We start from the raw sequence: 13,843 nt of genomic DNA, 5'->3' as shown, positions 1-13,843 counted from the left end.
CGTTAGACAACCTCGATGCTGATCTGGAGCGTGCTGCTCAGCGTGGACGTCAGCGCAGCCTCCAGACGCTGCCTTCCGCACCAAAGTACCTCGCGCGCGTCAGGCGAACGGGTATTGAAGCGAAGCGATAGCTGGTCCGGCGAAAGCCGCAAAAACAACGTGGTCTGTGCGACGACCTCTTGATCGATATCCAGCCAGGCTTCCCAGCTGCCTGCGCTGCGCACTGGCGTGGCGTTGCAGAACTCGGCCACGCGCAGCGCGATGTGGTCGATTGCCATCTGGGCGCGTTGGGTGCGTATCCACTCGGTCGCGATCTGTCGCCCTACCGTGCCATCGTCGTTGCCTTGGGACGGCGCCAGGTGTTTCGGCCCTTCGATACTTGATGGCGTGTCCGTTTGCATGGGCGCGCCGTCATGCGCCTCGGTGAAGCTCTCCTCGGCGTCAGGTTCCGGTCGATCTTCGTCGCACTGCGGTGGCAACACCATGCAGGGAAGAGCGAGCTGGGCGCTGCGCAGGCGCTGACGCAGTTGCAGGAAGCTGGAGCGCTGCGCCGACCGAGCCGGCGTGGCTGCAGCCGCCGGCCGCTGCAGTGCGCCGCTGACCGGCAGGATGCGCACAGGGCGGAGCGGCGGCTTGCGCATCACACCACCACTCTGCCGATCGGTTGCAGTTGCACCTCCGAGCCCAACTCCTGGAACGAGTAGACCTGCAGCCACGTCAACCGTGCTTCGATCATGCGGCGCACATAGCGGCGTACGTCCATCGACGCTACCACCGCCAGCGGATGCTGCGCCTGATCGCCGACGATGCGTTCGACCTGTTCGACAAGCTGGTTCGCCTGCTCGGGCGGAAGTGCCAGGAAATTTCCGGCCGCGGTCGCGCGAATCGATTGCCTGATCAGTTGTTCCACCGCATGGTCGAGCATCACTGCAGGTAGCTGCCCAGTGCCTGCGGTTGCGGTGTGCGCAAGATAACGGCCCAGATCGCAGCGCACATACTCGGTCAACATCAGAAGATCCTTTTCCTTCGGACCCCATACCACCAGACTTTCCAGGATGCTCTTGATATTCCGCACCGGAATCCGTTCTTCCAGTAGGCGTCGCAACACATCGGCTATGCGCTGGGCGGGCATTGCTTTGTTCACCTCCGCAACCAGCCCGGGGTAGTCCACGGCCACCTGTTCCAGCATCCACTGGGTTTCCTGGATACCGACGAACAAGTGCGCGCGTGCATGCAGGGGTGCGATGGCCTGCCGCGCCAATGCTGCCTGCATGTCATCGGTGTTCTCCAATTCGGCGCGTGTCTCGGGGACATCGTGAATCAACACCTCGTATTGCATGTCGTGCAGGGACTCGCTCTGCCAGATCGCGATCCCGGGAAACGGCAAACCCAGCAACTCGACCAATTGGCGGCGCTCGCTTTCGATCGCCTGGTCCAGCCGCGCAGGGTCGAGCTGAGCGGCCAGCTGCGGCGACAGCCGCATCGACAAAGGCGAGGCGAAATCGGGGGCGTTCTTGCGAATATGCGGCGCCTCGCCTTTGGCACCTTTCCGGCTCGTCGACGGCAACTTGCGCTGATCGGTACCGCTGATGTCGCGTTGCTTGCGCCAGATCGTATAACCGCCGGCGCCGACGGCCGCTGCCAGCAACAGGAACAGCGCGGCCGGAAAGCCAGGGACGAACGCGAAGCAGGCCAGCAGCACGCTCGCTGCCATCAGGGCACGCGCGTTGCTGGTGAGCTGGCGGCCGATATCGAGCCCGAGCGAGCTGAGCCTGGTCTCGTTCTCGTTGGCCACGCGGGTGATCATGACGCCGGCAGCCACCGATATCAGCAGTGAGGCGATCTGCGACACCATGGCATCGCCCACCGACAGAATCGCAAAGCGGTTAGCGGCGTCGCCGGCCGTCATGCCGTGGTACGTCACGCCGACCACGATGCCGGCCAGGATGTTGACCATGGTAATGACCAGGCCGGCGATCGCATCACCCTTGACGAATTTCATGGCGCCGTCCATGCCGCCGTGCAGTTGGCTTTCCATGGCCAGCCGCGCGCGTTTGCGGCGTGCCTCATCTGCGGTCAAGTTGCCGCCACGCAGGTCGGCATCGATACTCATCTGCTTGCCGGGCATTGCGTCCAAGGTGAAGCGCGCACCGACTTCGGCAACGCGTTCGGAGCCCTTTGCGATCACGATGAACTGCACCGTGGTGATGATCAAGAAAACCACCAGGCCCACCACCAGATTGCCGCCGACCACCAACTCGCCGAAGCTCTCGATGATATGGCCCGCCTCGGCATGCAGCAGGATCGACTTCGTCGAGGCGATATTCAGCGACAACCGCAGGAGCGTGGTGAACAGCAGCAGGGAAGGAAACGACGAGAGCGAGATCGAGTCGGGCACATACATCGTGACCATCAGCAGCACCACGCTCAGGGTGATGTTGATGCCCAGCAGCGTATCGATCATGGGCGTTGGCAGCGGCAGGATCATCAGCCCGATGACCGCCACCACCAGGGCGGCGATGGCCACTTCGCCGCTATAAGCGAAATATCTCGTCGCGCGAACGCGGTCTCCTAGCATGGCAGGGCTCCATCGCCGTCGTCGTGGTCGCGACCGAGCTCATCGACCCAGCGCAACACCACCGCAACCGTTTCGAACAAGGGCTCGGGGATTGCATCGCCCAATTCGACCTGGTACAGCGCACGGGCAAGTGGCGGATTGGCGACGATCGGGATGCCCTGGTTATGCGCAAGGGCACGCAGTTCCAGCGCACCATCGTCCACGCCCTTGGCAACGACCTGCGGTAGGCCGAAGTCATCGGGCTCGTAGGCCAATGCCACTGCGTAATGGGTCGGGTTGACCACCATCACCTTGGCCTTGGCCACGCGTTCGCGTGGGTCGCCGAAGACCAGTTCCTTGGCAAATTCCTTACGCTTGCCCTTGATTTCGGGGTCGCCTTCGCTTTCCTTGAATTCGCGCTTCTGCTCGTCCTTGCTCATTCGCTTGTCGCGGATGAACAGCCAGTGCTGCACGCTCCAGTCTGCTGCGCCCACCAGTACGAACAGCAGCACGCCCAGTGCGAAGAGCATGCCCAGGGTGTGCCAGGCAATCTGGGCAATGTCGAGCGGTGTTTCGTAGGCAAGCCCGATGATCATCGGCATGAGGGCGCGGATACCGACCCACAGCACCACGCCAATCAAGATGGCCTTGATAATCAACTTCAGTAAGTTGATGAGACTTCGCAACGAAAAGAGTTTCTTGACCCCGGCAGCGGGATTGAGGGAATCGAACTTGGGCGCCACCGGCTTGAGCGAGGCATTCAGGCCGGTCTGGAACGCACCGCCTGCCACGCCAGCTATCAGGCATGCAGCCAAGAATGGCAGCATCAACAGCAATCCCTGGATGCCGAGATGGCCGAGTGCGCGGTTTATTGCGGCTGCATCGCGTGTATTCTCCGGGAAATCGAAGCCGATCGTCATCAATGCGCGCACGTGATCAGCGAAGTAATCGCCGGCCGATTTCATCACCAATAACGCGCCGAAGAGCACTGCGGCTGCAGTGACGTCCGGGCTGACCGGCACTTCCCCGTCCTTGCGCGCATCCCGCAGTTTCTTCTCGGTCGGCTTCTCGGTTTTTTCTTCCGACATTGCCCGCTCCTTCCGCGATCGCTGCGACCCCGATTGTGGGCAGCTGTGGTCGAGCGATCCGCGTGCCAGGCGAATGTGTGGATAGCCTGGCGAAGCCGGAATGATTTGTTCGCCAGCGAATTCCGATATTCGCTTCCGAAGGCATCTGGCCGCCGTGGCGCGCGTAGCTTTCCCCACGTGTACGGTCCGCATTCCATTAAAACGAGGTGCAGTGTGGAGAAGATTCAATGTCCCGGGTCGGTCGTGAGTGGGCTCATCGAACTGATCACGGTCGGACTCACCCATGACAAGATTCAGGACGCTGCCGCGGTCCTGGCCGCAGTCCGGGTACTGCGGCCAGACCTGAAAGCGCTCGACACGTTCGATGCATGGATTTCGATCAAGCGCGGCAATTACGTGGAAGGCGCGCGCCTGCTGCGCGAGCTGGAGGGCGACGCCGGCTCCAAGCCGATGTGCAGGGCCTTGTACGCCTGCTGCCTGTTCGCGATGGGCGACCAGTCGTGGCATGGCATTGCAGACGGGCTGATCGAAGAAGACGCCGATGCCGACGCCGTTGCCCTGGTCAAGGCGCTGTCCGGACGAAAAACCCCAACGGCCGCGCCGGCGGAAGCGCCGGTTGAATCTTCAGCACCGATGGAAGTTCCAAATTCGCAATACCTGCGTGCCTGAGTGACGCCAGTCCCGACCCCATAGGAGTATGCGATGACGCTCATTCCTCCTGTCCAAGCAATTGCCGGCACCGGTGCTGCCGCGACCCAGGCGCTGTCGCCGGTGGCAGCGCCCAACCAGGCGCTGGTGAATCGCTTTCAAGCGCTGATGCAGTCCTCCAGCCCGTTGCCGCCCGCCATGCAGAGGGTGGGCAACCCGAGCATGATGAGCCGGGTGGTCGATGTGCAGAACGATGGCGTGCGCACCATCGCCGAGCATATCGATGCCTTCAGCATGCAGGCACCGACCATGGGGCTGCAGGAAATGGCAGCGCAGCAGATCAAGTTGATGCACGAGCTGACCATGGTCGGCTTCAACCTCAATGTCAGCGTCGGCGTGGCGCAGTCGGGAAAGAACGCCGTGCAGACACTGGTCAAGAACCAATAGCATGCGCGCGCTGAGATACCTGGTGGTGCTGCTGGTGGCGCTGCTGCTGTCTGCGTGCAGTCAGCAGCTGTATTCCGGGCTCACCGAAAATGATGCGAACGACATGCTGGAGGTGCTGCTGCATGCCGGCGTAGACGCGTCCAAGGTCACTCCGGACGATGGCAAGACCTGGGCGGTGAACGCACCGCACGATCAGGTGTCCTATTCGCTGGAGGTGCTGCGCGCGCACGGCTTGCCGCATGAGCGGCATGCCAATCTCGGGGAGATGTTCAAGAAGGACGGGCTGATCTCCACACCCACCGAAGAACGCGTGCGCTTCATCTATGGCGTGTCGCAGCAGCTATCGCAGACCTTGTCGAATATCGATGGGGTGATCTCGGCCGATGTGGAGATCGTGCTGCCCAACAACGACCCGCTCTCCACTTCGGTCAAACCGTCCAGCGCTGCGGTGTTCATCAAGTTCCGCGTCGGTAGCGACTTGACCAGCCTGGTGCCCAACATCAAGACAATGGTCATGCACAGCGTGGAAGGACTCACCTACGAAAACGTCAGTGTGACGCTGGTGCCGGGTGGAGCGGACAGCGATGCGCAGTTCACCGTCTCGGCACCGCCGAAATCTTCACCGTGGCCGTGGTTGGCCGGATGTGCGTTGGCGTTGGGTCTGGCGGTTGCGGCGGCGCTGTATTGGTGGCCAAACCCGCAGGCGGGCCGCTGGGGCGGCTGGCAACGCCTACGCGAGTTGACGAAAGGCAAAGCCGGGTGAGCACGGGATGGACAACACGCGGATCGACACTGCAGCACGATGTGTTCAGCGTTGGACGGACGCGTTGGCGCATCTGGCCGAATCGCTGGACCCCGCACGGGTGGCGCATTGGCTTGGCCCGGTGGCAGCGTCGGGCTGGGCGGTGGCGCCCGTGTACTGCCGTAAGCGGGTAATCCAGGCGTGGTCGGGGTGGTCGGGAGTATCGCCGTCTGCACTCGGCCTGCAGGCGAATCAACTGGCCCTACTGACACCCGCGCAATTGGCGCAGGTCCTGATCGCGCGGGCGCTGTTTTCGCGCGGATTGGCCGTGCGTCGTTGTATCGAGCGCGAACGTCTGGACTGGCTCGAACAGTGTGTGGGGCCGGCCGTGCTTGAGCATGTGCGCCAGAACGCGTCCGCCGGCCTACCCGTGCCCTTGTTGCCACGCGATGCCGACCAGGCAGCGTGGGTCGGCGACGGTTGGCGTCGGATGCAGGCCGATGGCGTCTGGTCCAATCCGGTTGTTGCCAAGCTGCTGGCGTTGTCCTTGCCGCTGGACGCCGCGCAGGTGACCACCGTCGCAGCAGACGGGGCGAGCGATGCCTTCCTGAGCGCGCTTCCCACCCTGATGCCGGAGGCGTCATGCGTCTGTGGTTGAGGTCAACGCCCGATGCGATCGGCTTGGAGTGCGATGTCATTCTGCGCGAGGCGCTGGCCTCGGTGTTGACGCTGGATGCTGCCACTGCCGAGGTGCACGCACGCTGCGAGCAGGCCCTGAGCCAGGCGCAGACACGGGCACAGACGCTGATCGACGAGGCCAAGCAGCAGGCCGAAACGATCCTTGAAGATGCGCGCCAGAAGGCCGAGCGCAGCGCACGCCTGGGGTATGCAGCCGGTCTGCGACGCCAGCTTGATGAGTGGAACGAATCTGGCCTGCGCCATGCCTTTGCCGCCGAAACGGCCGCGCAGCGGGCACGTGAGCGCCTGGCAGAGATTGTGGCGCGCACCTGCGAGCACATCATCCTCGGACACGATCCTGCGGCGCTGTATGCGCGGGCGGCGCAGGCCCTGGAAGGTGCCCTGGACGAGGCCAAGGCCCTGCGCGTCAGCGTGCACCCCGACGCGGTGGACGCTGCGCGGCGCGCCTTCGACGCGGCCGCCACCGAGGCGGGCTGGACCCTGCAAATAGAGCTGTGCGGCGATGCCGACCTGGCCGTGGGCGCCTGCGTGTGCGAATGGGACACGGGCGTGTTCGAGACCGATCTGCGCGATCAGCTGCGCAGTCTGCGGCGCGTCATTCGTCGTGTATTGGCTGCACCGGAGGAGCTTGCGGATGCTGGCTGAGACGCCCCTGCTGGAGACAACGCTCGAGCGCGAGTTGGCCACGCTCGCGTTCGGTCGTCGCTATGGCAAGGTGGTCGAAGTCGTCGGCACCATGCTCAAGGTGGCCGGCGTGCAGGTCAGCCTGGGCGAGGTGTGCGAGTTGCGCCAGCGCGATGGCAGCGTGTTGCAGCGGGCCGAGGTGGTGGGCTTCAGTCGCGATCTGGCGTTGCTGGCGCCGTTCGGCGAGCTGATCGGGCTATCGCGCGAGACGCGCGTGATCGGATTGGGCCGCCCGTTGGCGGTGCCGGTCGGACCGGCCTTGCTGGGGCGCGTGCTCGACGGCCTGGGCGAGCCGTCGGACGGGCAAGGAGCCATCGCCTGCGACACCTGGGTACCGATCCAGGCGCAGGCACCGGACCCGATGCGTCGGCGGCTGATTGAACACCCCATGCCGACCGGCGTGCGGATCGTGGATGGCCTGATGACGCTGGGCGAGGGCCAGCGCATGGGCATCTTCGCCGCAGCCGGCGTCGGCAAGAGCACCTTGATGGGAATGTTCGCGCGCGGTACGCAGTGCGATGTCAACGTGATCGTGCTGATCGGCGAGCGCGGACGCGAGGTGCGGGAGTTCATCGAGCTCATTCTTGGCGCCGATGGTCTGGCGCGTAGCGTCGTGGTTTGCGCAACCTCCGATCGCTCGTCGATCGAGCGCGCGAAGGCCGCCTATGTCGGCACCGCCATCGCCGAGTATTTCCGGGATCGGGGCCTGCGCGTTCTGCTGATGATGGACTCGCTGACGCGCTTTGCCCGCGCGCAACGCGAGATCGGTCTGGCCGCCGGCGAGCCGCCCACACGCCGGGGCTTTCCGCCATCGGTGTTCGCCGAGTTGCCGCGCCTGCTCGAACGTGCGGGCATGGGCGAGAGCGGCTCGATCACCGCGTTCTACACCGTGCTGGCCGAGGACGAGACCGGCAGCGATCCGATCGCCGAGGAAGTGCGCGGCATCCTCGATGGGCACCTGATCCTCTCTCGCGAGATCGCGGCCAAGAACCAGTATCCGGCGATCGACGTGTTGGCCAGCCTGAGCCGGGTGATGAGCCAGATCGTCCCATCAGACCACTCCCAGGCCGCCGGCCGGTTGCGGCGCCTGCTCGCCAAGTACAACGAAGTGGAAACGCTGGTGCAGGTGGGCGAATACCGCGAGGGGAGCGACGCCGTTGCCGACGAGGCGATCGATAGGATCGATGCGATCCGCGACTTTCTCAGCCAACCGACCGACCAGCTCAGTGCGTACGAAAGTACGCTGGAACAGCTGGCCAGCGTGACCGACGATGCGTGAGCCTGCCCACACCTGGTCGGTGCTGCATCAGCTCAAGGTGCGCCGCAGCGAGCGCATGCAGGAACGCCTGAGCGAGTGCAGGCGTGCGTTGGAACACTGCGACCGCGAACTTGCCAGGTGCAGACAGGAAGCAGAGGCTTGCACCACACGCTTGGCCGATTGCGATGCCGCACTGATGGACAAGGCAGGTGTGGGGGCGTCGATCGACGTTGATACGATCCTCCAGCATGAACGCTTTCGCACCGTGCTGGTCGAGGCCTGTCGCGCTGCGGAGCAGGCGCAGGCAGCGGCGGATCAGTCGTTGCAGAGCGCCCGCGACGAACTGGCGTCCGTGCAGCAGGCACTGAGCAAGCTGCAGGCACAGGCGCAGGTATACGCAGACAAAGCCGCCAGTGCGCGCCGCGCCCGACAGGCGCAACGCGACGCAGCAGAAGAGGAAGACGCAGTCGAGGCACTGGTCGCGCTGCGTTCGCACCGCGCCACGCAGAGGGGCGCGCGATGAACGACGCCACCGATGCCTTGCTGGCCATTTCCTCGCAGGGCGTGTCGCTATTGGCCCTGCTGGCACTGTGCGGGGTGCGTGTGTTCGTGATGTTCATCGTGCTACCGGCAACGGCGCAGGACAGTCTTCCCGGGATTGCACGCAACGGCGTGATCTACGTCCTGAGCTCGTTCATCGCCTATGGGCAACCGGCCGATGCGCTGGCGAAGATCCAGACGGTCGGCCTGGTCGGGGTGGTGTTCAAGGAGGCCTTCATCGGTCTGCTGATCGGGTTCGCAGCATCGACGGTGTTCTGGATCGCCGAGAGCGTTGGCCTGCTGATCGACGACCTTGCCGGCTACAACAATGTGCAGATGACCAATCCGCTCAGCGGCCAGCAAAGCACGCCGGTGTCTACGGTGCTGCTGCAACTGGCCATCGTGTCGTTCTACGCATTGGGCGGCATGTTGCTATTGCTGGGAGCGTTATTCGAATCGTTTCGCTGGTGGCCGCTGACCCAGCTTGGGCCGAACATGGGGTCGGTTGCCGAATCGTTCGTGATCCAGCAATCGGACAGCATGATGACCGCCGTCGTCAAGCTGTCCGCACCGGTGATGCTGGTGCTTGTGCTGGTGGATCTTGCGATCGGCCTGGTGGCGCGAGCGGCCGACAAACTCGAACCGTCGAACCTGAGTCAGCCAATCCGCGGGGTGCTAGCGTTATTGCTGCTCGCCTTGCTGACCAGCGTCTTCGTCGCGCAATTTGGCGAAGCACTTGGGTTCCTGCATTTCCAGCAGCAATTGCACGATGCCGCCAACGTCGGTGGTAAGGGAGGCGCGAGGCACTGATCTTTATTGAGACATTCCCGGCTTTGCACTTCCTACACTGGTCGTTACCGACTTTTTCACTTGCCTAGCAGAGGGAACGCCATGGCTCCTGCCTGTACCACCGCCCACCGCCGACGTGCTCCAATGGCCGCCGTCCTGATGCTCAGCCTGCTGCCGCTGCTGTCGCCACATGCCGACGCCGCCCAGGTCCCGTGGCATTCGCGCACGTTCAAATACGTCGCCGACAACAAGGATCTCAAGGAGGTGCTGCGCGATTTATCCGCCAGCCAGTCCATCGCCACCTGGATCTCGCCGGAGGTGACCGGCACGCTGAGCGGGAAATTTGAAACATCTCCACAGAAATTCCTCGACGACCTGGCGGCCACCTACGGCTTTGTCTGGTACTACGATGGCGCGGTGCTCAGGATCTGGGGTGCGAACGAATCCAAGAGCGCGACCTTGAGCCTGGGGACTGCATCGACGAAGTCGCTGCGCGACGCACTTGCGCGCATGCGCCTGGACGATCCGCGCTTTCCGGTGCGTTACGACGAGGCCGCGCATGTGGCGGTGGTCTCCGGACCGCCAGGGTATGTGGATACCGTTTCGGCCATTGCCAAGCAGGTCGAGCAGGGCGCGCGTCAGCGCGATGCCACCGAAGTGCAGGTGTTTCAGCTGCATTACGCGCAAGCGGCCGACCACACGACGCGCATCGGCGGTCAGGATGTGCAGATTCCAGGCATGGCCAGCCTGTTGCGCAGCATGTACGGCGCACGCGGCGCGCCGGTCGCGGCGATAGCGGGGCCTAGCGCCAACTTTGGCCGGGTACAGCCGATCGGCGGTGGGTCCTCCAATACATTCGGCAATGCGGCACAGGGTCAAGGCGGCGGAGCCAGCGGCATCCTCGGGCTGCCTTCGTCCTGGTTCGGCGGCGCCTCGTCGTCCGATCGCGTGCCGGTCAGCCCGCCGCTACCCGGTAGCGGAGCTGCTGCGGCTGCGGGGTCGCCCGCCAGCGTCTGGCCGGAACTCAGTAAGGGACGGCGCGATGAATCCACTCCCATCGACGTCGGTGGTGGAGCAGAGCTGGCCTCCGATGCGCCGGTGATCGAAGCCGACCCGCGTACCAATGCCATCCTGATCCGCGATCGACCCGAGCGGATGCAGAGCTATGGCACCCTGATCCAACAGTTGGACAATCGGCCCAAGTTGCTGCAGATCGATGCCACCATCATCGAGATCCGCGATGGCGCCATGCAGGATCTCGGTGTCGACTGGCGCTTCCACAGCCAGCACACGGACATACAGACCGGCAACGGCAGTGGCAGCCAGTTGGGCTTCAACGGCGCATTGAGCGGCGCTGCCACCGATGGCGCGACCACCCCGGCTGGGGGCACTTTGACGGCCGTGCTGGGAGACGCCGGACGCTACCTGATGACGCGCGTGTCGGCGTTGGAGACGACCAACAAGGCCAAGATCGTGTCTTCGCCCCAGGTGGCGACGCTGGACAACGTCGAGGCGGTCATGGACCACAAGCAACAGGCATTCGTCCGGGTCAGCGGATACGCATCGGCAGATCTCTACAACCTCTCCGCCGGGGTGTCGTTGCGGGTATTGCCCAGCGTGGTGCCAGGCTCGCCGAACGGTCAGATGCGTCTGGATGTGCGTATCGAGGATGGCCAGCTTGGATCCAACACCGTGGACGGCATTCCGGTCATTACCTCCAGCGAGATCACGACCCAGGCTTTCGTCAATGAAGGCCAAAGCCTGCTGATTGCAGGCTACGCCTACGATGCCGACGAGACCGATCTGAATGCGGTGCCGGGTCTGTCGAAGATTCCGTTGCTCGGTAACCTGTTCAAACACCGGCAAAAAAGCGGGTCCCGCATGCAACGGCTGTTTCTGCTGACCCCGCACGTGGTGTCGCCCTGATGGTTCGCGAACAACCATCGGTGGGCGATCAGAGGTTCGCTGTGATGGCCTGACATTGGGCGCATGCCATCGGCCGAATCCTGCAGGAATTGTTTGAGGGATCATCAGGCGGGCCAAGTGATTGGTGCGGATGGGTATCGACCCAGGGCGCCTGAGACCGCCACCTGGATGGGCATCGGTGTTGCCTGGAATCAGCATGTGTCACTCGCACATGTTGGTTCTGATGCGATGCCCAAGCCTGCCTGGGCGATCACCTGGCAGGCTTCTCGCCTGCGCAAGACAAGATCCTGCCAGTCAGCTCGGCATCTGCGCTAGACGGCACGAGGGCAGAGCGGCGTCTACGCTCTTGACTGGCAGCGATTGCGCCCGATTGCAGCGACATGCCTGGGCCGGCAGCAGTGTGCATGGCCGGTGCGAAGGTATGGAGGCTCTAGTCGAGCGACGATGGCGTGCGATTGAACGTTCAACCAACGTCACGCCAGCAGCGAAAGCCCACTGGAGAAGGCGTGTCTGGAACAAGAATCTGGTGATCGCGTGCCGCGTTGAAGCCGGAACGGCCCTGCTCGCATGCCGATGGCCGTATGTCAGGCACTTGCGGCGCAAAAGAGACAAGCGCGTGCCGATGTGGGTGGCGAAGGCTCGCGGTTACAGCAAGATTGGTGCCTGCAGGCTGACGCATGAGGCGGCAGCCTGCAGGTCGTGGCCGGTAGGGGCGACCAACAGTTCGTTACTGCATCGATCCGGTGTCGCTCGCAAGGCTGACGCCGAGGCCGCCACCAAAGTCACCGCCGGCCCCGCCGCCGAAGCCACCACCATTCCGTGCCTGCAGAATGTCTCCGACGATATTCATCAGCATCTGCGTGTACTGCGACGGGGAGCCATTGGACTGCCCAGCTTGCTGGGCATTATTGCTCTGCTGCAGCAGGGCAATAATGAGCTGTGTCAGCAACTGGTCGAGCTGCTTTTCCGAGATGCCCTGGTTGCACTGATTGGTTTGGTTGCCCCGGCTCCAATAAGATTGCGGGCCCTGGTTCGAGCCAACCTGGAAGAAGGACGAGTTGAAGCCGGTCTGCGCCGCTGGGTTCAAAGAATTAACCATGACGATTCCTCTCTGATTAACTGGGGTTTGGTTTCGCTCAACGGCCATGCTTGCGCAACGGCCGTTGCCGGGCGTGTTTTACGCCCCGACGGAACAGTAGAAGCGGCAATCGATCGTCGCCAGAGAGTTTGCGAAATTGCGCTTGTGCGTGCGAAGGAAATAAACGACAAAATGATTTCGCAGCGAGCGCAAATCCAGAAGTCGTCGTCAGTTGGCGTTTTTTCGCTTGCATGTTAAGTGTTTCGTCGGTTTCGAGTAAATCATGTACAGGTGGCGTTATGTTGCCGCCGTCGAGCGCCGTGGGTCGTTGTATGCCGGCGCTCTACTCACCTGGAGACCTGTATTCAACCGAAATCGAGGTAACGACAAATGATCGGTTCAACGATCGTCTACCGGCATGTCGATAAAGTATCCAATTTCCAGTTTGAGTCCGCGTCCGGGCCTTTACCAAAGCGACACATGCGCGCGAGAAGGTCCGGATGTGGTCGTCGAGCAGGCGCCGGGCCACAGCGCGTTCTATTTGCAGCGGTATTGGCGTGCGCATCGCCGTTCGCACGCGCGGATTGCTTTGAAGAGGCTGCCGGATATCAGCACGTGAACCCTTGGGTGCTGCGTGCCATTGCCTGGCAGGAATCGCGCGGTCGTGCCGACGCGATCCATCGCAACAACAACGGCACGGTGGATTATGGAAAGATGCAGATCAACTCCATCCACCTGCGGCGATTATCCAGCTATGGAATCTCCAGGGATGCGTTGATGCATCCGTGCATCAGTGTGTATGTCGCGGCATGGCGCTTGCGCGAAATGACCAACAAGTACGGAAACACCTGGGCCGCGGTAGGGGCCTACCATTCCGAAACCCCAGGTGAGCGCGATAAGTATGCGCATGCCATCCATTCGATTCTGCTAAGTCGCGGCGTGATTGATGAATAGCGCGTGCGCCACTGCAGGAGGGCGTAGGTGTAGCCGGATTTGCGCAGGAATTCCCTGGTGGGATGGCGTAGGACTGTACAAAGCGACGGAGCGCCGCGACGGAATTATCTGCGGACAATAGCGCGTATGTTTTAGTTACTGCGCATACGGTGACTGAAATGATCATCGCCATAGCAGCATCCGTCATCATGTGTCGACAATGTGCGTAGCGCGGCTGGATACCCGCTGTGCAAAGACCAGCTAGCCGAGACCTGAGCTGAGAATTGGCATGCGCAGCCTAGCTCTCGATCGATTCCCGCTGTACGCCGCTGCCGGTCGGTTTTTAGCACTTGCTGGAGGCTGCGCATGGAGCCGCCAACAGCTGTCGCACACGCACTGCGGGTAAGCCGTCAGTGCGTGTGCGACCACCATGTGCTTGCACTCGCCGATGGCT

The 13,843-nt window shown here is 62.9% G+C and carries 14 protein-coding genes; 10 read left to right on the top strand and 4 right to left on the bottom strand.

Annotated elements, in window-relative coordinates:
• Nucleotides 1-2: 2 nt before the first annotated feature.
• From sctP to sctU, 3 genes are read right to left on the bottom strand one after another with little or no spacing between them, the layout of a single operon-like run.
• Complete coding sequence (sctP, locus tag J7367_RS10140; protein ID WP_057658843.1) at nucleotides 3-641, bottom strand: type III secretion system protein SctP; 639 nt, start codon at nucleotides 639-641, stop codon at nucleotides 3-5.
• On the bottom strand, nucleotides 641-2,578 hold the full coding sequence (locus J7367_RS10135) for an FHIPEP family type III secretion protein (protein WP_057658841.1): 1,938 nt from the start codon (nucleotides 2,576-2,578) through the stop codon (nucleotides 641-643). The genes sctP and J7367_RS10135 overlap by 1 nt, the downstream gene beginning before the upstream one ends.
• Complete coding sequence (sctU, locus tag J7367_RS10130; RefSeq protein ID WP_057658839.1) at nucleotides 2,572-3,645, bottom strand: type III secretion system export apparatus subunit SctU; 1,074 nt, start codon at nucleotides 3,643-3,645, stop codon at nucleotides 2,572-2,574. The genes J7367_RS10135 and sctU overlap by 7 nt, the downstream gene beginning before the upstream one ends.
• 213 nt (nucleotides 3,646-3,858) lie before the next feature.
• Between sctU and J7367_RS10125 the strand changes: the two genes are divergently transcribed.
• The 9 genes from J7367_RS10125 to sctC all read left to right on the top strand — a co-directional run bounded on the left by J7367_RS10125 (nucleotide 3,859) and on the right by sctC (nucleotide 11,378).
• Nucleotides 3,859-4,314 (top strand): HrpB1 family type III secretion system apparatus protein, encoded by a 456-nt coding sequence (locus J7367_RS10125; protein ID WP_057658837.1) that lies wholly within the window; start codon nucleotides 3,859-3,861, stop codon nucleotides 4,312-4,314.
• Between the two features lie 33 nt (nucleotides 4,315-4,347).
• Nucleotides 4,348-4,740 carry a type III secretion protein HrpB2 gene (locus J7367_RS10120; protein WP_057658835.1) on the top strand — a complete coding sequence of 131 codons (393 nt, stop codon included), beginning with the start codon at nucleotides 4,348-4,350 and terminating at the stop codon, nucleotides 4,738-4,740.
• 1 nt (nucleotide 4,741) lies between these two features.
• Entirely contained in the window at nucleotides 4,742-5,503 is a 762-nt protein-coding gene (gene sctJ / locus J7367_RS10115; protein WP_057658833.1) for a type III secretion inner membrane ring lipoprotein SctJ, read from the top strand.
• Between the two features lie 7 nt (nucleotides 5,504-5,510).
• On the top strand, nucleotides 5,511-6,140 hold the full coding sequence (locus J7367_RS10110) for a type III secretion protein HrpB4 (protein WP_057658832.1): 630 nt from the start codon (nucleotides 5,511-5,513) through the stop codon (nucleotides 6,138-6,140).
• Entirely contained in the window at nucleotides 6,125-6,826 is a 702-nt protein-coding gene (sctL, locus tag J7367_RS10105; RefSeq protein ID WP_057658828.1) for a type III secretion system stator protein SctL, read from the top strand. The genes J7367_RS10110 and sctL overlap by 16 nt, the downstream gene beginning before the upstream one ends.
• Entirely contained in the window at nucleotides 6,816-8,144 is a 1,329-nt protein-coding gene (sctN, locus tag J7367_RS10100; protein ID WP_057658827.1) for a type III secretion system ATPase SctN, read from the top strand. Before sctL ends, sctN begins: the two co-directional genes overlap by 11 nt.
• Nucleotides 8,137-8,646 (top strand): type III secretion protein HrpB7, encoded by a 510-nt coding sequence (locus J7367_RS10095; protein WP_057658825.1) that lies wholly within the window; start codon nucleotides 8,137-8,139, stop codon nucleotides 8,644-8,646. The genes sctN and J7367_RS10095 overlap by 8 nt, the downstream gene beginning before the upstream one ends.
• Complete coding sequence (gene sctT, locus J7367_RS10090) at nucleotides 8,643-9,473, top strand: type III secretion system export apparatus subunit SctT (protein WP_057658823.1); 831 nt, start codon at nucleotides 8,643-8,645, stop codon at nucleotides 9,471-9,473. Before J7367_RS10095 ends, sctT begins: the two co-directional genes overlap by 4 nt.
• Nucleotides 9,474-9,554: 81 nt before the next feature.
• Complete coding sequence (gene sctC, locus J7367_RS10085; RefSeq protein ID WP_057658820.1) at nucleotides 9,555-11,378, top strand: type III secretion system outer membrane ring subunit SctC; 1,824 nt, start codon at nucleotides 9,555-9,557, stop codon at nucleotides 11,376-11,378.
• A 727-nt stretch (nucleotides 11,379-12,105) separates the two neighbouring features.
• On the opposite strand, the gene xopA is transcribed toward sctC, so the two are convergent.
• On the bottom strand, nucleotides 12,106-12,465 hold the full coding sequence (gene xopA, locus J7367_RS10080; protein ID WP_057658818.1) for a XopA/Hpa1 family type III secretion system protein: 360 nt from the start codon (nucleotides 12,463-12,465) through the stop codon (nucleotides 12,106-12,108).
• 381 nt (nucleotides 12,466-12,846) lie between these two features.
• Between xopA and J7367_RS10075 the strand changes: the two genes are divergently transcribed.
• Nucleotides 12,847-13,410, top strand: a complete 564-nt coding sequence (locus tag J7367_RS10075) for a lytic transglycosylase domain-containing protein (protein ID WP_057658816.1) — start codon at nucleotides 12,847-12,849, stop codon at nucleotides 13,408-13,410.
• The last annotated feature ends 433 nt before the right edge of the window (nucleotides 13,411-13,843 follow it).

Origin of the sequence: Xanthomonas sp. D-36-1 (assembly GCF_017746155.1) — a bacterium.
GTDB lineage: Bacteria > Pseudomonadota > Gammaproteobacteria > Xanthomonadales > Xanthomonadaceae > Xanthomonas > Xanthomonas cissicola.
Note: the sequence above shows the minus strand (reverse complement) of the source record. Positions and strands in the feature narration are given on the sequence as shown.